We start from the raw sequence: 23,308 nt of genomic DNA, 5'->3' as shown, positions 1-23,308 counted from the left end.
ACTGAACCTGATTTTTTAGTAAGGAAGTTTATCGGCGAAAGCCTTAATATCTTCTTTAATATTTTGTAGATAATCAATGTCATCAAAACCATTGATCATGTTGTTCTTTTTGTATCCGTTAATAGCAAAAGATTCAGATTGACCAGTTGCCAATAAAGTAATCGTTTGGTTTGGCAAGTTGATTTCTAATTCTGTTTTAGGATCAGCTTCGATTGCCTTAAAAATAATGTCAGCGAATTCTGGGCTAACCTGAACTGGAAGAACACCAATATTTAAACAGTTTCCTTTGAAGATATCTGCGAAGAAACTAGAAACTACCGCTCTAAAACCATAATCGTAAACTGCCCACGCAGCGTGTTCTCTAGAAGATCCTGAACCGAAGTTTTTTCCTCCTACCAAGATTTTTCCGCTGTAAGTTGAATCGTTTAAAACGAAATCAGCTTTTGGAGTATCATCTCCGTTGTATCTCCAGTCTCTAAAAAGATTGTCTCCAAAACCTTCACGTTTTGTAGCTTTTAAGAAACGAGCTGGAATAATTTGATCTGTATCTACGTTCTCAATTGGCAGTGGCACTGCACTGCTGGTAAGTATATTAAATTTATCGTATGCCATTTTTTTTGCTTTAGGCTGTTTATTTGCTTTAGGCTATAAGCTATATGCTTTAAGCTTTTTGCACAGCGTTTTTATTTTTTTGCTTTAGGCATTAAGCTATAAGAGCTGTACGCCTTTTTAAGAATCTGTTAAAAGCTTAAAGCTTATTGCTTAAAGCTTACAGCGGGAATTAAAATAATTCCCTCGGGTCTGTTAGTTTTCCTGTAACAGCAGCTGCAGCAGCCATAATCGGACTTGCTAATAGTGTTCTTGAACCAGGACCTTGACGACCTTCAAAGTTTCTGTTTGAAGTACTTACCGCATATTTTCCGGCAGGAACTTTATCATCGTTCATTGCTAAACAAGCAGAACAACCCGGCTGACGTAATACAAAACCAGCTTCAGTTAAAATATCTAAAATACCTTCTTCTTTAATCTGCGCTTCAACAACGTGAGAACCCGGAACTAACCAAGCGGTAACATTATCGGCTTTTTGTCTTCCTTTTACAATTTCGGCGAAAGCCCTAAAATCTTCAATACGTCCGTTTGTACAACTTCCTAAGAAAACATAATCAATTGGTTTTCCAATCATAACGTCATCTTCATGGAAGCCCATGTAAGCAAGCGATTTTTTGTAAGTTTCCTCACCGCCTTCAACTTGGTTGGCGTTCGGAATATGTTTTGAAATACCAATTCCCATTCCAGGGTTAGTACCGTAAGTAATCATTGGTTCAATGTCTGACGCTTTGATGTTTAATTCCGCATCAAACACAGCATCAGCATCAGTTTTAAGTGTTTTCCAATATTCAACAGCTTTAGTCCAAGCTTCGCCTTTAGGAGCATATAATCTTCCTTCAAGGAAATCGAAAGTAGTTTGGTCAGGAGCGATCATTCCGCCACGAGCACCCATTTCGATACTTAAATTACAAACTGTCATACGACCTTCCATAGTCATGTTTTCAAAAACATCTCCGGCGTATTCAACAAAATAACCTGTACCTCCAGAAGTAGTTAATTGAGCAATAATATAAAGTGCAACGTCTTTTGGACCAACACCTTTGCTTAATTGACCGTTTACGTTAATACGCATTTTCTTTGGTTTAGGCTGCATAATACATTGAGTAGAAAGCACCATCTCAACCTCAGAAGTTCCGATACCAAAAGCAATAGCTCCAAAAGCACCGTGAGTAGAAGTATGAGAATCTCCACAAACAATAGTAGCACCTGGCAAAGTAATTCCATTTTCAGGACCAACTACGTGTACAATTCCATTTTTAATGTGACCTAATCCCCAGTGAGAAATTCCATATTCATTAGCATTATCTTCAAGAGCTTGAAGCTGATTTGCTGACAAAGGATCCTGAACTGGTAAATGTTGGTTTATGGTTGGTGTATTGTGATCTGCAGTTGCAAAAGTACGTTCTGGATATAATACCGAAACGTTTCTTGATTTTAATCCTAAAAAAGCAACAGGACTCGTAACTTCGTGAATGAAATGACGGTCAATAAAAAACACATCTGGTCCATCTTCAATTTTACGCACTACATGTGAATCCCATACTTTGTCAAATAATGTCTTACTCATTTTTTATTTTTTTTAATTGTATTTCTATAACCACAGCAACTTTCCTGTTCATTATAATAGCAAAACAAAAGTAAAAAAAGATAGAAAAGCGTCAATTTCAATATTTCATTATATACGATACCCAAACTAAAATACAAATTGCCAATAGGCTTTTGCATCTTCAATTTTGACAGAAAAATGATAAAGAAACTGATTTAGTTTTTCTTTTTCGGCTTTAATTTCCCTTGATTGTTTTTTGTTTTAATAGTTTGCAAATTTATCGTAAAATCACTATAAAATACAAGGTTTTATTTGAAAAAATGTAACAAATTGGGTAAAAATAGTAATAATTATTAGTTTTCGATTCTTTGCAAAAAGATTGCTTTTTTGATTTTTGAATGCTTTTAAAAGAGATTTTTAGACGTTATTTAGATTCAATAAAAGGTCCAAATACTACGACATCCAAGAGGTGTATTTTTATGAAATTTTATGAAAGAAAAGAAAAAAGAAGTTTTAAAATCGATACTTTACTGTTGCTAATAAATACCTTGGAACAAGTTTTATAGTTGATTTGTAAGAAGTATAATTGTCTAATGTTACCAGTGTAAATTCATTTTGATTTGAAATATTATTAAATAACAATCTATAAGAGAATCTGCTTTTTAGAGGAGTACAATTAACTATAAGATTAATGAAAGTATAATTTTTTGAATTCATTTCATAAAAAGTACTATTAAATTCAGCCAGCCAGGTTTTTGAAATTTTATAATTGCAATTGATGAAAGCATCTTTAGTTTCATTTGTCGTTATAGCACTGTTAAAATTAGTTTGATAATAGTTATAGTTAAAGCCAAAATCAAAATTGACAGGAATGTTATAATAAGTGGTTGCCGAAAAAGTATATTGACTATTATAATTTTTTAAATTTGAAAATTCCTGACTGTTTACTTTGGTTGGATTGTTGCTCCAATTTTGTCGTGTTTCTAATTTTGTTGCCCATTTTAATTTTCGGAAATAATTGATGATGTTAAAAGTACCGTTATAGCTTTCTCCGCCTGTAGTTATAATATAATTATTGAAACTAAAATTCTCCGTAATCAGATCATCCGTATTTACTATTTTTTTTGAGTTTACGTAGTATAAATTGGCATTAATAGAAAATCTTTTTTCATCATTAAATAAGGAGTAAGTTAATGATGCTGTTTTATTTTTCAGAAAATCTATTACATTACTTCCTTTTACAAATGTTTTGTAATCAGATAATTGAAAATTGGTTGTAAGGTAATTAATTTCGGGAAAGGAATTATTTTCTGAATAAGCGATCCTGAAATTTCCAAGACGGGTTTTCTTTAAATTAAAGGATAAAGTGGGGTTCAATACAGAATAATTTTCCTTAAAATCATTTCGCTTAAAGCTGTTTTGAACGTAACTTAAATTAGCTGTAAAATCTATTTTTGAATTGAAATTATAGCGAATTCCGTTTTCTAATGAAAAGAGAATTTGTTTTAAAGAAGTGTTTCCTTCATACATTGCTTGAGGAGTTTCATCAATTAAAAAATCAGAATTGATAGACTCTTTGCTGTTTTCTAATTGCAACGCTAAAATATATTCAAGTTTGCTGTATCTTGTAATCAATTTGGTTTTAATACCGTAATATTGATTTTTATTAAAGCTGTTTTGCTGTATTTGTGCATCAGGATTTGCTTGTAAAAAGGCATTTAAAAATGGAGATTTTAAATTATTTTTTTCATTTAGATCATCATTTCCAAAATAAATATAATTGTTCAAAATCGTGCGATTTGTTACACTATAACTATGATTAAAATGATTGTAAAAAGTCTGATTATTGATTTTAGAATCCTGATTAATCCTGGAATTATTAAATAATAAATAAGAGTTAATATTGTTTGGATTGTTTTTATAAATGAATAAATTCGTTAGGTAATTATCCTCATTGCCTAAATATTTTAATTCAATTTCGCCAGAAGAAAGTGTTTTTTTTCCGTTGTAATTATTGGCTTCTGTATTTATTATTGGGTTTTCATTTATGTTATAAATGGTTTCCGAAAATGAATTTTGTATCTGATTATCATTTGTAAAATATCCAACGCCTCTAATAGTAAACGATGGTTTTATTTTTGAAGTAAAACTTAAAGAATTGAAAAATGCCTTATTAAAAATACTCTGTGATTTACTGAAAGTGCTGTTCTCGTTACTATTAATATTGTATTGCTTCTTAGTTGCTTTTTCAATTCGGTCTTCGCCAAAAAAGTCTGTGCTTATAGTTGCCTCCTTAATTAAAGAAGAAGCTTTTTCGCCCGTATTATTATAATCAGCTAAGTAAAAAAGTTTGAGCTTCTTTTTCAGAAGCCCCAGATTTATGCCCTCTTTCCATCTGTTTTCAGATACTACTCCGGCACCGGCAGTTATATTACCAAACCATACATCTTGTTTATCTTTTTTTAATTTTAAATTTAGCGCAACCTTCTCTGAATTATTCATTTTTTTCAAAATCGGATTATCCTCAAAAGCATCAATAATTTGAACCGCATCAACTACTTTGGCATCAAGGTTTTTTGAAAGAAGCTTATAATTATTGTCCAATAAATCTTCACCTTCAACAAGTAGTTTGTCAATAGGTTTTCCATGTGCTTTTATTGAACCGTCTTTTTGTACTTCAATTCCGGGCAGTTTTTTTAAAATGTCTTCAACAGTCTGTTCGGTCTGATTTAAAAAAGAAGCCACTTTTATAGTCGTGGTATCTCTGTCAATTTTTATTTTTTGATTGGTTTCAATTACTACTTCATTTAGTGATTCTGTTTGTTCTTCTAGAATAAAATACTGTAAGAGGTTAGTTTGTAATTCTAAATCCAATTTAACTTCTTTTTTTTTATATCCTAAGCTGGAAACAGAAATATTAATTTTAGAATCTGCTGGTTTTTCAAATGTCAAGCTATAATTTCCATTTTCATGGCTGTATGTATATGCCAACGTCTTATTAGCTTCGTCAAAAACAACAACAGAAGTACTTTCGATACCTTTTTTTTGAATGTTTTTGATCGTACCTGATATTTTTATTTCTTGTGAAAAAAGGTAAACGGGAAAAATTAAAAAAAATAAAGTTTTATGCATTTTAATCAAATATCTCTATACTAATATCTTTCATTTCTCCAGATTGTACATTTACGCCATATTCCTTTGCCATAAGTATGGCTTTTGTTTTGCCTTTTTCAACAGTTGCCTTCAATAATTCATTATATTCATTTAGTGATATCCATTTTAAGTCTTTATCGTCTTTAGTTTTAGTAAGTGGATGCAAGCCAATATTTTTTTTCACTGGATATTCCACAGATTTAAAATAGATGTATAATTCTTTATTTGTATCATATGCTTCTAAAATTAGTCCAGGCAAACCTTGAAGTTTCCATGGCCCATAGGGAAGCGGAATTTCTGTTGAATACCAAGCCGTATATTCTCTTCCTCTGAATGTTCCGGTTGCTTTTTTACAAAGTAAATTACCAATTTTTTTTGATTCATTAATTAGTTTCCAAGGAATTTCAGTCCTTTTTTCAACTCCGTAAACTGGTCTCTGGTATTTTTTATTCCACCAAATGCTGTCTTTTTCTCGATTGTAATAAACTTGTTTTCCTTGTTCAAGTGTATGTTTTCCAAGATAGATTTCTGTTATTTGACCATCTATTTTTTTAATTTTTTGGTTTTCAATGTTTGTTTCATTTTCTAAAGAATCTTTGGCTGTTACGTAATAAGATTGGCTTTTATCAAACACTAGGTAGGAATTAAAATCTAACCCTACAGGGCCGCCTTTTCCTGGACTTTCAATGTGACCATAATAAACGATTCCTTTATTTTGAGAGGTACTTGTTAAAAAATTTAGAAGAGCTAGAAAGAATAATATTTTTTTCATTTTTTAGAAAGCTTTATGCTGTTTTTTTTAATTTGTTAACAAACTTTTAGTTTCAAGTTTATTAGAATAGTTTTAGTTACAAAGAGCCCATGCTGCATTAGCTAATTGTTGAGATGAACAACTATCACATGACAAAGTATAGGAAGATCCATCTTCGCAATTCACTGTTATTTTAATCATAAAAACTGCTGTTAATTGTGTATTTAGTTCTTGCTTAACTTCTTTTTTTTCTACTAGGTTAATTTTATTAGCTTTTTCTATATTATTACTTGCGTACATTCCTGTAGCCATAAATCCTAGTACTGATAACATAATTAATTTTTTCATAATTTTGGTTTTAATGATTATTTATTAGATATTTTCTATACAGCATAAAGCGTAGTAAAGAAATCTAAAAAAAATCTTACTTAAAGTTTTTTAACATAAAATTAACAAGTTTTTTTGTTCCTTTTATTACTTGTTTGAACCTTTAATTTACTTTTGAATAGATAGCCTTTATAAATGTAAAAAAGAAAATTAAAAAGACATTATTTATTTTAATAAAAATTTAACAGGTATTCCCTTTGGAAATAATGATATAATAATATAATAATACTTGATTTATCCATTTTCTATCTCCAAAAAAAGCGTAAATTTGAACCTCCTCCATTTTCTATAAAACATTTTTTTATCCTCCATTTAATCAAATGTTTACATTGAAAAAATTGGAATTTGGAGCTTTAATTTTTGTTATTTAACTCTATGTATTTAATATTCGATACCGAAACAACCGGATTACCAAAACGCTGGGATGCCCCAATAACTGATTCTGATAACTGGCCTCGCTGTATTCAGATCGCATGGCAGCTCCATGACGAAATGGGACAGCTTATCGAGCATCAGGATTATTTAGTAAAACCAGACGGATTTAATATTCCGTATGATGCCGAACGTATTCACGGAATCTCAACTGAATTGGCCGAAGCCGATGGAATTTCGCTGGCCGAAGTTCTGGAGAAATTCAACATAGTTTTAAGCAAAACCAAATTTATCGTTGGTCAGAATTTAGGATTCGACGTTAATATTATGGGAGCTGAGTTTCATAGAATGGGAGTGGAATCTCAAATGAGTTCAATGCCAGTTTTAGATACTTGTACCGAAGTTACGGCTTCATTATTGCAACTTCCTGGAGGTCGTGGAGGAAGATTTAAACTTCCAACGTTAACAGAATTACATAGCTATCTTTTCGATAAACCTTTCGCGGAAGCGCACAACGCAACTGCCGACGTTGAGGCAACTACGCGTTGTTTCTTAGAATTGGTTAGAAGAGAAGTTTTTACAAAAGAAGAACTAGACGTTCCGAAGGAATATTTTAAAGAATTTCAAGATAGAAATCCACAGGAATTTCCATTAATCGGATTAAAGCATATCAATTTAAAAGCGGCTTCTGATAAAATCAGAGAACAGCTTAAAGCTTTACAATCAGATGATCAGCAGACTGTAGTTTCAGAATCTGATAAAGCAGATTTTAAAGCAGCTAAATTTGCGCATTTGCACAATCATACGCAGTTTTCGGTTCTGCAATCTACTATTGGAATTGGAAATATTGTCGCAGCAGCGGCCAAAAACGGAATGCCGGCTGTGGCAATGACCGATACTGGAAACATGATGGGGGCTTTTCACTTTGTGAGTGCCGTTATGAATCACAATAAAGCGGCATCTGGAAAAAACAAAGCTTTGGTTGAAGCTGGAGAAGAACCAACAGAAACTGAAGTAAAACCTATTGTAGGCTGCGAATTTAATATTTGTGAAAACCATTTGGATAAAAGCAAAAAAGACAACGGATATCAGGTTGTTTTAATGGCTAAAAACAAAGCAGGTTATCATAATCTGGCTAAAATGGCTTCGATTGCTTACACCGAAGGATTTTATTATGTTCCGAGGATTGACAAAAATATTGTCGAAAAATACAAAGGAGATATAATGGTTTTGTCTGGGAATTTATACGGAGAGATTCCGAGTAAAATTCTGAACATCGGTGAAAACCAAGCCGAAGAAGCTTTGATTTGGTGGAAAGAACAATTTGGCGAAGATTTCTATTTAGAAGTAATGCGCCACAATCAGGAAGATGAAAATCGTGTAAACAAAACCCTGATTGAGTTTTCACAAAAACATAGTGTCAAATTAATTGCCACGAATAATACGTATTATTTAAAGAAAGAAGATGCCAATGCGCACGATATTTTACTTTGTGTAAAAGACGGTGAAAAGCAGGCAACACCTATTGGACGCGGGCGCGGTTATCGTTACGGACTTCCAAATCAGGAATATTATTTCAAGTCGGAAGAAGAGATGAAAAAACTCTTTGCCGATCTTCCAGAAGCCATTATCAACATTCAGGAAGTTATTGATAAAGTGGAAGGATATTCGCTTTATCGTGATGTATTGCTTCCTAAATTTGATATTCCCGAAGAATTTTTTGTTGCTGAAGATGAAGCTGACGGAGGTGTTAGAGGTGAAAATAAATATTTGCGCCATCTTACTATGGAAGGTGCAAAAAGAAGATATGGCGAAATTACAGAATCGATTCAGGAACGTTTGGATTTTGAATTGTTAACGATTTCAAACTCTGGATATCCGGGTTACTTTTTGATTGTACAGGATTTCATTGCCGAGGCAAGAAAAATGGATGTATCGGTAGGTCCTGGCCGTGGATCTGCAGCGGGTTCTGCCGTTGCGTATTGCCTTGGAATTACCAATATTGACCCGATTAAATATGATTTACTTTTTGAGCGTTTCCTAAATCCTGACCGTGTATCCATGCCCGATATTGATATCGACTTTGATGATGAGGGTCGTGGTCGTGTAATGGATTATGTAATCAATAAATACGGTCAAAAACAGGTGGCACAGATCATCACTTATGGTAAAATGGCAACTAAATCGGCGATTCGTGATACGGCGCGTGTACTGGATTTACCATTATTTGAAGCAGATAGAATTGCAAAGTTGATTCCAGGAATGATGCCGTCAAAATGGAATCTGGCGCGTTTTATTTCGGAGAGTGAAGAAGAGGTCAAAAAAGCCCTTCGTTCTGACGAATTTGAAAATGTAAAAGAATTAATCGCGATTGCCAATGAAGATGATTTGGCAGGAGAAACCATTCAGCAGGCAAAAATCCTTGAGGGATCAATGCGTAACACTGGAATTCACGCCTGCGGGGTTATCATTACGCCGTCGGATATTACGAATTATGTTCCTGTAACTACCGCAAAAGACTCTGATTTATATGTAACGCAGTTTGACAACTCGGTTGCAGAAAGTGCCGGACTGCTTAAAATGGACTTCTTGGGTCTGAAGACCCTTACGCTGATAAAAGATACCGTAAAACTGGTAAAATACAGAACCAATATTGATTTGGATCCAGATACTTTTCCAATTGATGATGAAGAAACGTACGCGCTTTTCCAAAGAGGTGAAACCGTTGGGATCTTCCAATATGAGTCGCCTGGAATGCAGAAATACATGAAAGATCTGAAACCGACGGTTTTTGGAGATTTAATTGCCATGAATGCACTTTATCGTCCAGGACCTTTGGAGTATATTCCTTCTTTCGTTCGAAGAAAAAATGGTGACGAAGAAATCAAATACGATTTAGATGCCTGTGCGGAATATTTATCGGAAACCTATGGAATTACAGTTTACCAAGAGCAGGTAATGCTTTTGTCTCAGTCTTTGGCAGGATTTACTAAGGGTGAGGCCGACGTTTTGCGTAAAGCGATGGGTAAGAAGCAAAAAGATGTACTAGATAAAATGAAGCCTAAGTTTGTGGAACAGGCTTCAGCAAAAGGCCACGACGCAAAAGTACTGGAGAAAATCTGGAAAGACTGGGAGGCCTTTGCGAGTTATGCCTTCAACAAATCGCACTCTACTTGTTATGCCTGGATTGCTTATCAAACAGCATATCTTAAAGCACATTATCCTGCCGAATATATGGCGGCGGTTCTTTCGAATAATATGAATGATATTAAACAGGTATCATTTTTCATGGAAGAATGTAAACGTATGGGATTGCAAGTTTTGGGACCAGACGTAAACGAATCGTACTATAAATTTACTGTAAACGATGATTATGCCGTTCGTTTCGGAATGGGAGCGATTAAAGGAGTTGGTTCTGGAGCCGTAGAAACTATTGTAGAAAATAGAAAAGACGGCAGATATAAATCTATTTTTGACTTAGCAAAGCGAATTGACTTACGTGCGGCCAATAAAAAAGCGATAGAAAACTTAGCACTTGCGGGTGGTTTCGATTCATTTGAAGGAACTACAAGAGCGCAATATTTCCACGATGATGGAGACGGAATAACGTTTTATGAAAAAGCGATGCGTTACGGATCGAAGTTTCAGGAAAATGAAAACTCCTCTCAGGTAAGTTTATTTGGAGAAACTAGTGAAGTACAAATTGCAGAGCCAGTTGTGCCTCCTTGTGAAGACTGGAGTACAATGGAAAAACTAGCGAAAGAAAAAGAAGTTGTCGGGATTTATATTTCTGGACATCCTCTGGATGATTTTAGATTTGAGATGAAATACTTCTGTAATGCCCGATTGGAATCATTAAAAAGTATGAATGAATATGTAGGTAAAAATCTAAACTTCGCTGGAATTATTAATAACGTACAGCATCGTGTAGCCAAAAACGGAAAAGGCTGGGCAGTATTTAATCTGGAAGGATATGATGAAAGTTTTGAATTTAAGATTTTTGGTGAAGAATACCTTAAATTCCGCCATTTCTTGATTCAGAATAATTTTGCATTCCTGAAAATCTTAATTAAAGATGGATGGGTAAATCATGATACAGGTAAAAAATCTGATCCGAGAATGCAGTTTGTAGAGATACGACAACTGCAGGATATTTTAGAAGCTTTCGCTAAAAAACTAATTTTGTTATTGAATATTAAAGATCTTCAGGCAGAATTTATTCATAAGCTGAGTCATTTATTTAACGAATATAAAGGAGATAATTCTGTGACTTTTGAAATCATGGAATTAGAAAATATAAAACGCTTGGTTGAGGTAGAAACACCAACTGATTTTGAAGTTGATGACGCTGTTTTTGAAGATGAAAATGAGAATGAAGATGCAGTACTAGAAAGTACAAAAGTACAAGAGGTAAATGAGGTTGAAGAAATAAAGGTAGTTACCAAATTAAGCATGCCGAGCCGTCGCTTAAAAGTGAGGATTTCAACCGAATTATTGCAGGAATTAGAAAAAATGCAGATTAATTTTAAATTGAACTAAAAATTTAACAGTTAAAATTTAAGAGTATGTAAAATTTTAATGTTAAAAATATGCATGCATAATAGATTTTTAGTAATATTGCCCAAAATTACAACGATTTCGTTCTAAGTCTAACTTTACAGAATGTAAGAATATGTTAAAATATTCTAAATTTGTATAAATTAATTAAATAAGAATTATGAAAAAGAACCTATTTTTATTAGGACTATTAGTTTGCTCTATGGCCACAATGGCGCAAACAGAAAAAGCAGATAAGCCAGAAAGCTGGTACTTTAAATTGGGTGGATCTTATTTTAACCAAACAGCTTCAACAGAATTTCCGACTGTTGGAGGGAAAGATGCATTGCGTAAAACTTATGTAGGAGGCCAATTGGTTTCTGAAGAAAGTGTTACTGGTTCATTTGGTCAAGGTTTTAGAACTGGAATTACTGCGGGTTACCGTTTTTCTGTACGTTTAGGAGTAGAATTAGGAATTAATTATTATACTAGTCATGATAAAACTATGGCTGAAACGATTTCTGATGTTCCGTATATTCCCGCATCTGGAACTTATAATTTTAAATCAGTAGGACAAATTACCGCATTTGATTTAGCACCTGCAATCGTTATGTTTTTAGGAGAATCTCACGGTTTTGAGCCTTACACTAAAGTTGGAGTTTTAGTTCCTGTTCATGGAGATTTAGAAATTACAACAGATGCCGTTGCTCCAGTTGGAGTAAATCCAAGTACTGGTGCACCAGTTTTTGGACAAGTTCATAGTGTAGATAAAGTAAAACCAAATCCAACTTTAGGATTCACTGCAGGCTTAGGTACCTCATATAAATTAGGTAAGCATATTTCTGCTTTCGCCGAATTAGAATACAGAAACTTTACTGTGCATGGTAAAACAAAAGAAACAACTGAATTTACAGTTAATGGCAATGATGCATTAGCAACCAGAACTACAGCTCAAATTCATACTAATTATAGAGATGGTTTGAATGTGAATTCAAATAATGCTACAACAAACCCAAATGGTGTTGATGCAACAAAACCAATGGACGAATTAAGTTCTTATGTTGGAATCTCTGGTTTAGGTTTGACTTTAGGTCTAAAATACAGCCTTTAATATATAACTTTTTATAGTTTAAAAAAAAAGAGGATATTCGTTAAGAATATCCTCTTTTTTTTAAGCTTCTTGTCATCCTGGCGAAGGAAGGATCACACATAAAACTCCATAATCAAAGTCGTCAATCTTTGTCGAGCTTCTAGTGTGATCCTTCCTTCTTCAGGATGACAAAATTGTCAAATAATATTATTTTGAAGCCCCTCTAAACTCCTTCAAAACTTCATCAATAACCCAAGTAGTTCTTGCTCCAGAAGTTCCTTTAGAAGCAGAAGCGCCCTCTTTACCTAAAAGCTCCGCCATTACCGTTTCCACAAACGGCTGCTGAATGTGTAATGGATTTTCTATAGTAATACTTTCTTTTTCGCCATCTGCATATTGAATATGAATGGGATCATTTCCGAATGTGGAAAAAGAGATTTTACCTTTATCACCCACAATATCTGTATTATCATAACGTTCAAAACTGGCGAAATTCCATAAACCAGATCCGTGGATTCCATTTTCAAATAAAAAGGACATCGAAACCGCATCTTCAGCAGGATAAGCTTGTAATTGGGAAGTGGCATGACCACGAACAGATTTTATCGGACCTAAAACAAAATCCAGAAAATCTAGAGTGTGGCAAGCTAAATCAACAAAAATTCCCCCGCCTGAAATGTGAGGCAGTACTGTCCAAGGCAAATTGATTTCATCATCGTAACGAGATTCAAAAGGATGATATAAAACACTGTCTACATGTCTTATAGTTCCTAATTTTCCTTGGTCAATTATTTCTTTTATTTTTAAAAAACGTGGTAAAGCCCTTCTGTAGTAAGCAACAAACAAAGGAACATTATGTTCTTTGCAGACGCTGATCATTTCATTACATTCTTCAAAAGTCAATGCCATTGGTTTTTCAACATAAACAGGTTTTCCTGCTTTGGCGCATAAAATCGTATATTCTTTATGAGAAGATGGAGGAGTAGCAATATAAACCGCATCAACTTCTGGATCATTGATTAAATCTGCAGCATTTGAATACCATTTTGGTACGTTATGGCGTTTGGCATAATCTTCTGCAAGGGCAGCATCTCTTCGCATCACGGCAACTAAAGCAGAATTTGGTGCTTTCTGAAAAGCGGGTCCGCTTTTTACTTCGGTTACATTACCACAGCCTATAATTCCCCATTTTATAATTTTCATCGTTTGGTTTTTTAGTTTCTCAAATTTAGTGTAAATGGTTTATTTAAAAAAGTTAGCCGCGAATTCATGAATTTATTTCATGCAGATTTAAAATGATTTGAGCAGATGAATGCAGATTTTTTAGATTAAATCCGCTTAAATCTGCCTAAATCTGCAGAATCTGCGTGAAACAAAAAAATAAAGCCACGATATTCACAAAAATAATTCGTGAATTCGTGGCTAATAAAAAATTGAGTTTGAAAGTTTTATTTTTTAGGTAAAGCTTTAAATCCCATATTGTAAAGTGTAAAAGCCTGGATATCTACATTCTCTTGAATAGTAGCAGCAACAGATTTTCCTGCGCCGTGTCCCGCCTTAACATCAATTCTAATTAATACTGGATTGTCTCCTGTTTGCTTTTCTTGTAATTCAGAAGCAAATTTAAAACTGTGTGCTGGAACTACACGATCATCATGATCTCCAGTAGTTACCATTGTAGCTGGATAGTGCGTTCCTTTTTTAACGTTATGAACAGGAGAATATCCTTTTAAATATTCAAACATTTCTTTATTATCTTGAGCAGTTCCGTAATCAAAAGCCCATCCTGCACCTGCTGTAAAAGCATTGTAACGAAGCATATCCATAACTCCAACAGCTGGCAAAGCAACTTTCATTAAATCAGGACGCTGCGTCATTGTTGCACCAACTAATAAACCTCCGTTAGATCCTCCGCGAATAGCTAAATAATCTGAAGAAGTATATTTTTGAGCAATTAAATATTCTGCTGCAGCAATAAAATCATCAAACACATTTTGTTTTTGCAATTTCGTTCCTGCATCATGCCATTTTTTTCCGTACTCACCGCCGCCTCTTAAATTAGCCACTGCATAAACTCCTCCGTTTTCCATCCAAACTGCATTTGCAATACTGAAACTTGGAGTTAAACTAATATTGAATCCGCCGTAACCGTAAAGAATAGTTGGATTTTTACCGTCTAATTTTGTCCCTTTTTTATACGTAATAATCATTGGAACTTTTGTACCGTCTTTTGATGTGTAAAAAACTTGTTTAGATTCGTAATCTTCACTTTTGAAATCAACTTTTGGTTTTTGATATACTTCAGATTTGCCAGATTTTGGTTCAAAAGAATAAATACTTCCGGGAGTTGTATAATTTGTAAAACTGTAGTACAAGATTTTTTCTTCTTTTTTACCTCCAAATCCTCCAGCACTTCCCACAGCAGGAAGTTTGATCTCACGAACTAACTTTCCACTGTAATCATATTGCAGTACAAATGAAACGGCATCTTTTGTATAATTGGCAAAAAAGTATCCCGCTCCAGTTGAAGGTGCTAAAACATTTTCTGTTTCTTTAATAAAATCCTTCCAGTTTTCTACTTTTGGATTACTTGCATCTACAGAAACCACACGTACATTAGGCGCATTCAAGTCCGTTTCTATAAATAATTTACTTCCTTCATTTTCAATAATTGAATTAGAACTATTGAAATTATCTACAATCGTAACAATCGGACTGTTTGGTTTAGTCAGATCTTTGATATACAATTCGTTTCCGTAAGTAGAATTAGCAGCTGTAATGATTAAATAATGATTGTCTTCTGTAACATAACCACCAACATATCTTCTTTTTTGATCTGCTCCAAAAACTACTTTATCTTCTTTTTGAGAGGTTCCAAGTTTGTGAAAATACAATTTGTGCTGATCTGTTTTTGCAGATAATTCGCTTCCTTTTGGTTTATCATAACTAGAATAATAAAAACCTTCATTTCCGAGCCATGAAACACCGCTGAATTTTATGTCTACCAAAGTATCTTCCAATACTTTTTTAGAAACGGCATCAATAATGATAACTTTTCTCCAGTCGCTTCCGCCTTCTGAAATAGAATAAGCCACTTTATTTCCGTCTTTAGAAAAATTCAACCCGCCAAGAGAAGTTGTTCCGTCTTTAGAAAAAGTATTCGGATCTAAGAATATTTCATCCTTGCCATCTTTTCCTTTTCTATAAATAACAGATTGATTTTGCAAACCATTATTTTTAGAAAAATAAGTGAATTTTCCTTCTGTAAATGGAGCTCCAATTTTTTCATAGTTCCAAAGTTTTTCCATTCGTTTTTTTAGTTCTTCACGAAACGGAATTTTATCTAAATAACCATACGTTACTTCATTTTCAGCTTTTACCCAAGCTCCGGTTTCAGCAGATTTGTCGTCTTCAAGCCAGCGGTAAGGATCGCTTACTTTTGCATCAAAATAGACATCAACAGTTTCTCCTTTTTTAGTTTCAGGATATTTAATTTTATTTTGTGCAAATGAAAGCCCTGCAGTTGTGATTGCCATTAATAAAAAAGTTTTTTTCATAGTTAGTTTTTATCTGTTGTAACAAAAATAGCACTTTTTGTGTGAAAATAATTTAAACCATATAAGTTATGTAAGTAAATATAAAAAGGCTTAAACTAAAATCTACTTATATAACTTATATGGTTTAAGGAAAAATTATAAATTAAAATTAACTCCCAAAACAATGTTTCGGCCAATGTTTGGAATTCCATCTGTTTTTAATCTTGAAAGGTGGGCAATGTACTTTTTATCAAATAAATTATTTCCATTCAAGTTAATGTCAAATGCAGTTTTTCCTAATTTCACGGTACCGCCAAAACCTAAATTTACCAAAGTATACCCTTTAGAAGCCGTTTCAAATCCGCTTACATTATCTTGGCTGAAAGTTGATGAAACATTCAAAGAAGCAAAACCTTCACTTAAGAAATTTTTGATATCAAATTCAGTTCTAAGCGTGTTGTTCCAATTGTTGGCAGGAATCAAAGGCAAATAATCATCATTATCTTTTTTACCAGTAACTGTTTCAAAACTAGTTTCAAAATGCAACCAGTCTAATGGATGAGGGTGAAAGTGCAGACCAATCTCTCCTCCATACAATTGAGCATTATCCTGAACATAAGCAAAAACATTATTATCGTCTAGAACCTCTCCAGTTGGCGAAGTGTAGATATAATTGTTTACGTGATTGTAAAATCCGTTAACGAAAAATTCAAAGTGCGTGTTTTTATATTCTAAATTTAAATCTGTTTGAACGTTTTGTTCTGTTTTTAAATCAGCATTTCCAATTTCGTATCGGTTTGTACCTTCGTGAACACCGTTTGAAGTCAATTCTGCCAAGTTTGGCGCTCTAAATCCAGTTGCTACATTTAAGCGAAGCGTTAAAGGTTCAGCCAGTTTGGTTTTATAACCCAAAGAAGCATTAAAGCTGTCAAAAGATTTATCTAAAGCTTGAAAATAACCTTCTTCACCTTCAGTTCCATGTGCGATTGAAGTTACATTTCGGTTATCAAAACGTAAACCAGCCTGAATAACGCTGTTGTCCCATTCGTAATTGGCAGTTCCAAAAACACCAAAATCATTGGTTGTCGCATCTGGAATTAAATATTCTTCACCAGAATTTTTGTTCGTTTGATGCATTCCCTGAACACCGAAAATAGTTTCAATTTTTCCGAATTTAGGCAGATGATATTTTGCATTATAATTAAAAGTATTCAATTTCATATGAAGAGAAGCTTCGTTACTATCTTCAAATTCGCTTCTGTCATTAGCGATATAACCTAAATCAACATCTAATTTTGAGTTTTCAAAAAAGATAACGTTGTTCAAACTCAATAAATGATTGAAAATTCCCTGTCTCGGAAATTGAGTGTCTTTGCTAGAAGACTGTTCCGCAATTCCATCTTCTGGAATTCCGATATCCAATTTGTTGTAATTATACCTTAAAACACTTGAGAAAGTCGAATTACTATATCCAATTCCCGTTTTAAAATCTGTTTCATTATAACGCGAATTGGTTACGCGGTCGCCATCGGCAATTTTATAGTCGGAATGCGTGTTGTAACTTCCGCGAGCTAAAAATTTCCAATTATCTGTAGAAGTTTTTAAGCCGATTGTAGAATTACTTCCTTGTGTATTAGTAAAATATTTTTGACTGAAATTAGCTTTAAAATCTCCAGCATCAGCAAACTTTTCAGGGTTGAAATACAAAACACCACCCAAAGCATCAGATCCATATAATAAAGAAGCTGGTCCTTTTATCACTTCAACACTTTCTATTCCGGCATCATTTAAACCTAAACCATGCTCGTCTCCAAACTGCTGATTTTCGATACGAACACCTTGAGAATAGACCAAAACACGATTACCGCTAAGTCCGCGAATTACTGGCTTTCCTATAGAAGTTCCCGTCGAAATTTGAGAAACGCCAGGAATTGTCGCCAAACCTTCAATTAAAGTTGAGGTTCCTTTTTGCTGTAATGTCTTGATACTTTCATGCTCAATTTTCATTACGTTTTGCGATTGTAATTTGTTAAAAGGCGTAGAAACAACTACTTCATCCATTTCTAAAATAGATTCTAAAAGAATAATGTCAAGCGTATTTTCTTTTACTAATTTAACAATAGTCTGGTTCTGATTGGCATAACCAACATAAGAAAAAGCAAGACGAAGACTTCCGTTTGGAAGATTTTTTAATTCATATTTTCCATTTTGGTCTGTTGTAGTTCCTTTATGTAATTCTGGAGCATAAACGGAAACTCCTGGAAGCGGCTGATTTTGAGCATCGGTTACAATACCTGAAACCGAATTTTGAGCAGAAAGAATGCCCGAAAACCCTAAAATTAGGGCAATTATTAATTTTTTCATTTGAAAATAATGCTATAGTTAAATTGATTTTTTCTCTTTAAATGAAAAACAAAACGTGTAGTAAAGCATTCTGATCCTAATTATATAAATAGGATGAGGAAACTCAATGCTGTTTGAATTTTAAATTAAAAAGAAATTGGATTTTTTCGAAATACGAAAATTTAAGAAACTAAAGCAGTTGGAGGTCCGCGCAGTAAATAGGCGGATTTTGGAATAGAATAAATTTTCTCAGCCAGCGGTAAGAAATAAGGAATATCGCTGTTGAAATAATAAAATTGAAAAGAGAATTCCTGCGGAACTATAAACGATTCAAGAGCAAAATTACAAACAAAACAAACTTCGTAATCATGATGCTGGTGCGTTATTTCGCCGTTAGGATCATTGTATTTATGATGGCACTGCTTTTCTGAAAGCTGCTTTGCAATATGCTCATAGCTGTGTATAAACTGAAACAATATCGAAAACAATATTGTTACAGCAAAAGACAAACTTAATATGAGCTGCTTTTTCTTCATTTACTGCAAAGGTATAAAAGATAAAAAGAAAATTGATTTATTTTTTGATTGTAAAAGCCTGTTTATTGAAAAAAACGCAGCGATTAATTTTATTCTCCAACAAAAAGAGAATATTTATAGTTCGTAGTGGTACTAGAAAAAGCATTATGTTATATTTGTATATGAAATAAATAGGCGCGGTAAAGCGTTTATTTTAAAAATATATCTAAAACCAATCCCGAATATGCGAATTATTTTCAGCTGCTTATTTTTACTCACTTTTTTTAGCTCTTTTGCACAAGAAGAGGTTAAGCCTGAAATAAAACCAATAGTCAAAATAGATTCTTTGTATAGAGAGGATCAATTTTACTTTTCGCTGACTTATAATATGTTTACCGATGCTCCCAGTCAATTCAAGCAGAATAAATTCTCTTTGGGACTTTCAACAGGTTTTCTGCGCGATATGCCTATCAATAAAAAGAGAACCCTTGCAATTGCTGCCGGTTTAGGTTTAAGTTATCAAAACTATTATCAGAATTTAAATGTCTCTCGCGATGGAGCAGATCAAATTATATATGGTGTAAATAGCTACAGCGAATTTGTATCCAATCGTTACAGACAATATTCTGTAGATCTTCCAATAGAATTTAGATGGCGTAATTCAACTTTTGACAGTTATAAATTCTGGCGTGTGTATCTTGGTTTGAAGTTTAGTTATGTTTTCTCCAATACTTCAATATTAGACGATGGAGAAAATACTTTTAAAATCAATAACAATCCAGACATTAATAAATTTCAATACGGCCCGTATCTTTCAGCGGGATACAATACCTGGAATATTTATGTATACTACGGTTTAAATCCGTTGTTTAATTCGGCAACCACATTGTCTGGCGAAAAAATCAATTTAAAGACCTTAAATGCAGGATTGATCTTTTATATTTTATAACCACAAGGATAAAAATAAAAGTTGCGGCATTATTCCAATAAACAATCCAATTAATATTTCTCTAGACGTATGCGCATTCATTTCCAATCGGGATGAAGCCACAATTCCCGATAATAAAATAAGCAGAGCCGGCCAATACGGGTTGTGCATTTGAAGGTGAATGTTTAAACCAATTACAAAAATGGCAAAACCACAAATAGCCACCATATGTAAACTTGCTTTTATTTTAAACAACGTACATACTAAAGCCAAAATAGTGCTAAACAAAGCACCTAGAAAAAAGAAATGAAGTTCTGGATACCGTGTAATAACAATACTTCTTTTTACTAATAAAATATACAAAAAGCACTGTAAAATTAACGGAATGGTTCGTTCTGAAGTCTGACTCAGCATGACTGATTTTACATGGCCGGTAGATCGCAGCAGTAAATAAAACAGCACTGGAACAATCACATTGATTACCAGAATCTGAATTAAAACAAAATATTTTTCCTGTGCACTAAAAAGGTCTTCCTTGTAAAACAAATAAAACAAAGTTGCGTAAAGCGATATAAAAATCGGGTGTAATATGTAGGAGAAAATGGGAAGTAACTTTTTCAAAACGCTATTTTTTTTGTGGTATAAAACAAATATAATAATGTTTTTTGCCACAGATTAAAAGATTTTCACAAAATATTGTTTAATTTTTTCGTTGTTCCCAATAGCTGTCGTGATAAAGTTTAAATGAATTATAATCTTTAAAAATCTTTTAATCTGCGGCAAATATTTAAGTTCGATCAAAAATATTTAAACTAAAGAATTAGTGAAATTAGTGCAATTCATGGCAAACCTTTTTTTAAATTTGAAAAAAAGATATTTCTAAATGAGTATAAATTTAAAAAACGTAGTTTCAGTTCTTAATGCAAAATGGACTGGCTCAGATGCTGCAGTTTTTATCGATCATATTTCGATTGACAGCCGTTCGCTGCAAAACGGATCTCAAACATTATTTTTTGCTTTGGCAGGAGTAAATAATGATGCTCATTTATTTATTCCCGATCTAATAGAAAAAGGAGTTCACAACTTTGTTGTGCAATACATTCCAGAAAATTATGCCGCTAAGGCTAATTTTTTGGTTGTAGATAATACGCTTGAAGCATTGCAGCATTTTGCGGGATATTATCGAAATCTTTTTCATTTTCCAGTAATTGGATTAACTGGAAGCAACGGAAAAACTATAGTTAAAGAATGGCTTAATTTTTTATTGAGTCCCGAATACAACATTATCAGAAGTCCAAAAAGTTATAATTCGCAGGTTGGAGTTCCTCTTTCGGTAATTGCTATAAACGAAAAACATAATCTAGGAATTTTTGAAGCTGGAATTTCTACGGTAAACGAAATGGTTAATCTCGAAAAAATCATTAAACCTACAATTGGCGTACTTACCAATATTGGAAGCGCACACGATGAAGGCTTTGTCAATTTAGTGCAGAAGATTGATGAAAAATTGCTTTTATTTAAAGATTCTCCGGTTATTATTTATCAAAAAAATGAAGTTGTAGATTCTTGTCTGACTCAATTTGCAGCCGAATATATGATTCATCCGCGAAAACTTTTTTCATGGAGTTTTACAGATAAAAGTGCCGACGTTTTTGTTTTGAAAAAAGAAAGTAAAAACGAGCATACCACAATTCAATATCAATATCAAAATGAAGTTTCTGCTTTAGAAATTCCATTTAGTGATTCTGCTTCTATTGAAAATGCTATTTCTTGTCTGCTGGTTTTATTGCATTTTAATTACGATCAGACAACGATTCAAAGCCGAATTCAAATGCTTTATCCAGTTCAAATGCGTCTTGAAGTCAAAAACGGAATTAACAATTGCAGTATAATTGATGACAGTTACAGTTCCGATTTTCAATCGCTTAAAATCGCTTTAGATTTCTTGGAAAGCCAGAAAAAAAACGCTTCAAAAACCGTTATTCTTTCTGATATTTTTCAAAGCGGATTCTCAAAGGAAGAATTGTATTCTAAAGTTGCCGACTTAATTGCATCAAATAAAATAAATCGTGTCATTGGAATTGGAGAAACTATCAGCGCTTTTGCTGATAAGTTTCCAAATAGTATCGTTTTTCAAACCAAAGATGATTTTATCGAGGCGATAGAAAGTTTAAATTTTGCCAATGAAACCATTTTGGTAAAAGGAGCAAGATCATTTCATTTTGAAGAAATTGTTTCGCTTCTTGAAGAGAAAACACACGAAACGGTTCTTGAAATTAATCTCGACGCTATAAGCCATAACTTTAATTATTTCAAATCAAAACTGGCGCCGAATGTCAAAATGATGGTGATGGTAAAAGCTTTTGGTTACGGAAATGGAGGTTTGGAAATTGCTAAATTATTAGAACATCATAAAGTCGATTATTTAGGTGTGGCTTTCGCCGATGAAGGAATTTCATTGAAAAATGGAGGTATAAAACTGCCAATTATGGTTTTAAATCCAGAATCGACTAGTTTTCCATCGATCATACAATATCAATTAGAACCTGAAATTTACACCATTAAAGGATTAAATGCCTTTTTAAAGATAGCGCGCGAAAAGAATTTAAAGGATTTTCCAATTCATATTAAAATTGATACCGGAATGCATCGTTTGGGTTTTGAAGAAAATACAATAAATGAATTAATTACTGCATTACGCGGTAATGGCGCCGTTCGGGTTCAAAGTATTTTGTCGCATTTAGCAACCAGCGATGATCCAAAACATTATGATTTTGTCGAGAAACAAATCAGCTTATTTGAGAGATTGTCTTCAAAATTAATGACCGAATTAAACATTAATCCAATTCGTCATATTTTGAATACTTCTGGAATCAGCAATTTCCCGAATGCACAATATAATATGGTACGTTTAGGAATTGGTTTATATGGAGTTTCCAATGATGCATTAGAACAAAAATATCTCGAAAATGTAGGGACATTAAAATCCATTATTTCGCAGGTTCGAACTATTCCAGCAGGAGACAGCGTGGGTTACGGGCGTCGTTTTATGGCAGAAAAAGAAACTAAAATTGCGACAATACCAATTGGCTACGCCGACGGAATCTCCAGATTATGGGGAAATGAGGTTGGTTTCGTAACGATAAAAAATCAAAAAGCTCCAATTGTTGGCAGTGTTTGCATGGATATGCTGATGGTTAATGTCAGCGAAATTGAATGTAAAGAAGGCGGTTCTGTGATTATTTTCGGCGAAAGCCCAACAGTTATCGAAATGGCAGAAGCTTTAAAAACAATTCCTTACGAAATCATGACGAGTATTTCACAGCGTGTAAAACGGGTATTTTTTAGATAATTTTTTAAACCATATAAGTTATATAAGTTCATTTTAGTTGCACTCTTTTGTAACTATACATTATCAGTTACGCAGAACTTATAATATCTTTTATGACTTATATGGTTTAAAAGTGAGTTGTAATTGAGGAATTTTCAGGAAAATTGCGTATTTTCGATATTCATATAGTATAAATCTAAACAAATCAAAT

The 23,308-nt window shown here is 33.3% G+C and carries 14 protein-coding genes; 4 read left to right on the top strand and 10 right to left on the bottom strand.

Translation table 11 applies throughout. The features are described from left to right. Positions 1-15 precede the first annotated feature (15 nt). The 5 genes from leuD to BSF42_RS13575 all read right to left on the bottom strand — a co-directional run bounded on the left by leuD (position 16) and on the right by BSF42_RS13575 (position 6,407). Positions 16-612: a 3-isopropylmalate dehydratase small subunit gene (leuD, locus tag BSF42_RS13595; RefSeq protein WP_095953633.1), complete on the bottom strand. Its 597-nt coding sequence runs from the start codon at positions 610-612 to the stop codon at positions 16-18. A gap of 169 nt (positions 613-781) precedes the next feature. Next, positions 782-2,176, bottom strand: a complete 1,395-nt coding sequence (gene leuC / locus BSF42_RS13590) for a 3-isopropylmalate dehydratase large subunit (RefSeq protein ID WP_095953632.1) — start codon at positions 2,174-2,176, stop codon at positions 782-784. A 492-nt stretch (positions 2,177-2,668) separates the two neighbouring features. Beyond that, positions 2,669-5,287, bottom strand: coding sequence for a TonB-dependent receptor (locus BSF42_RS13585; protein WP_095953631.1), 2,619 nt, complete (start codon positions 5,285-5,287; stop codon positions 2,669-2,671). Between the two features lies 1 nt (position 5,288). Then, positions 5,289-6,080 carry a GLPGLI family protein gene (locus BSF42_RS13580; protein WP_095953630.1) on the bottom strand — a complete coding sequence of 264 codons (792 nt, stop codon included), beginning with the start codon at positions 6,078-6,080 and terminating at the stop codon, positions 5,289-5,291. 72 nt (positions 6,081-6,152) lie between these two features. Next, entirely contained in the window at positions 6,153-6,407 is a 255-nt protein-coding gene (locus BSF42_RS13575) for a hypothetical protein (RefSeq protein ID WP_095953629.1), read from the bottom strand. A 414-nt stretch (positions 6,408-6,821) separates the two neighbouring features. Between BSF42_RS13575 and dnaE the strand changes: the two genes are divergently transcribed. After that, positions 6,822-11,357, top strand: coding sequence for a DNA polymerase III subunit alpha (gene dnaE, locus BSF42_RS13570; RefSeq protein ID WP_095953628.1), 4,536 nt, complete (start codon positions 6,822-6,824; stop codon positions 11,355-11,357). A gap of 178 nt (positions 11,358-11,535) precedes the next feature. Continuing rightward, entirely contained in the window at positions 11,536-12,465 is a 930-nt protein-coding gene (locus BSF42_RS13565; RefSeq protein ID WP_095953627.1) for an outer membrane beta-barrel protein, read from the top strand. 186 nt (positions 12,466-12,651) lie between these two features. Here the strand turns inward: BSF42_RS13565 and BSF42_RS13560 are convergent, their stop codons facing one another. The 4 genes from BSF42_RS13560 to BSF42_RS13545 form a co-directional block, all read right to left on the bottom strand. Then, positions 12,652-13,647 carry a Gfo/Idh/MocA family protein gene (locus BSF42_RS13560; RefSeq protein WP_095953626.1) on the bottom strand — a complete coding sequence of 332 codons (996 nt, stop codon included), beginning with the start codon at positions 13,645-13,647 and terminating at the stop codon, positions 12,652-12,654. Between the two features lie 245 nt (positions 13,648-13,892). Beyond that, a complete protein-coding gene (locus tag BSF42_RS13555; RefSeq protein ID WP_095953625.1) occupies positions 13,893-16,001 on the bottom strand; it encodes a prolyl oligopeptidase family protein in 2,109 nt (702 codons plus the stop codon). A gap of 135 nt (positions 16,002-16,136) precedes the next feature. Then, on the bottom strand, positions 16,137-18,344 hold the full coding sequence (locus BSF42_RS13550; RefSeq protein WP_095953624.1) for a TonB-dependent receptor: 2,208 nt from the start codon (positions 18,342-18,344) through the stop codon (positions 16,137-16,139). A gap of 161 nt (positions 18,345-18,505) precedes the next feature. Next, entirely contained in the window at positions 18,506-18,859 is a 354-nt protein-coding gene (locus BSF42_RS13545) for a hypothetical protein (RefSeq protein WP_095953623.1), read from the bottom strand. A 223-nt stretch (positions 18,860-19,082) separates the two neighbouring features. Between BSF42_RS13545 and BSF42_RS13540 the strand changes: the two genes are divergently transcribed. Further along, complete coding sequence (locus BSF42_RS13540) at positions 19,083-19,787, top strand: porin family protein (protein WP_095953622.1); 705 nt, start codon at positions 19,083-19,085, stop codon at positions 19,785-19,787. On the opposite strand, the gene BSF42_RS13535 is transcribed toward BSF42_RS13540, so the two are convergent. Further along, entirely contained in the window at positions 19,782-20,387 is a 606-nt protein-coding gene (locus tag BSF42_RS13535) for a hypothetical protein (RefSeq protein WP_253251059.1), read from the bottom strand. The two genes, BSF42_RS13540 and BSF42_RS13535, sit on opposite strands and share 6 nt — an antisense overlap. 262 nt (positions 20,388-20,649) lie before the next feature. Between BSF42_RS13535 and BSF42_RS13530 the strand changes: the two genes are divergently transcribed. Beyond that, complete coding sequence (locus BSF42_RS13530) at positions 20,650-23,118, top strand: bifunctional UDP-N-acetylmuramoyl-tripeptide:D-alanyl-D-alanine ligase/alanine racemase (RefSeq protein WP_095953621.1); 2,469 nt, start codon at positions 20,650-20,652, stop codon at positions 23,116-23,118. The last annotated feature ends 190 nt before the right edge of the window (positions 23,119-23,308 follow it).

It is taken from the genome of Flavobacterium sp. ACN6 (assembly GCF_002304005.1).
In the GTDB taxonomy this organism is placed as follows: domain Bacteria; phylum Bacteroidota; class Bacteroidia; order Flavobacteriales; family Flavobacteriaceae; genus Flavobacterium.
Note: the sequence above shows the minus strand (reverse complement) of the source record. Positions and strands in the feature narration are given on the sequence as shown.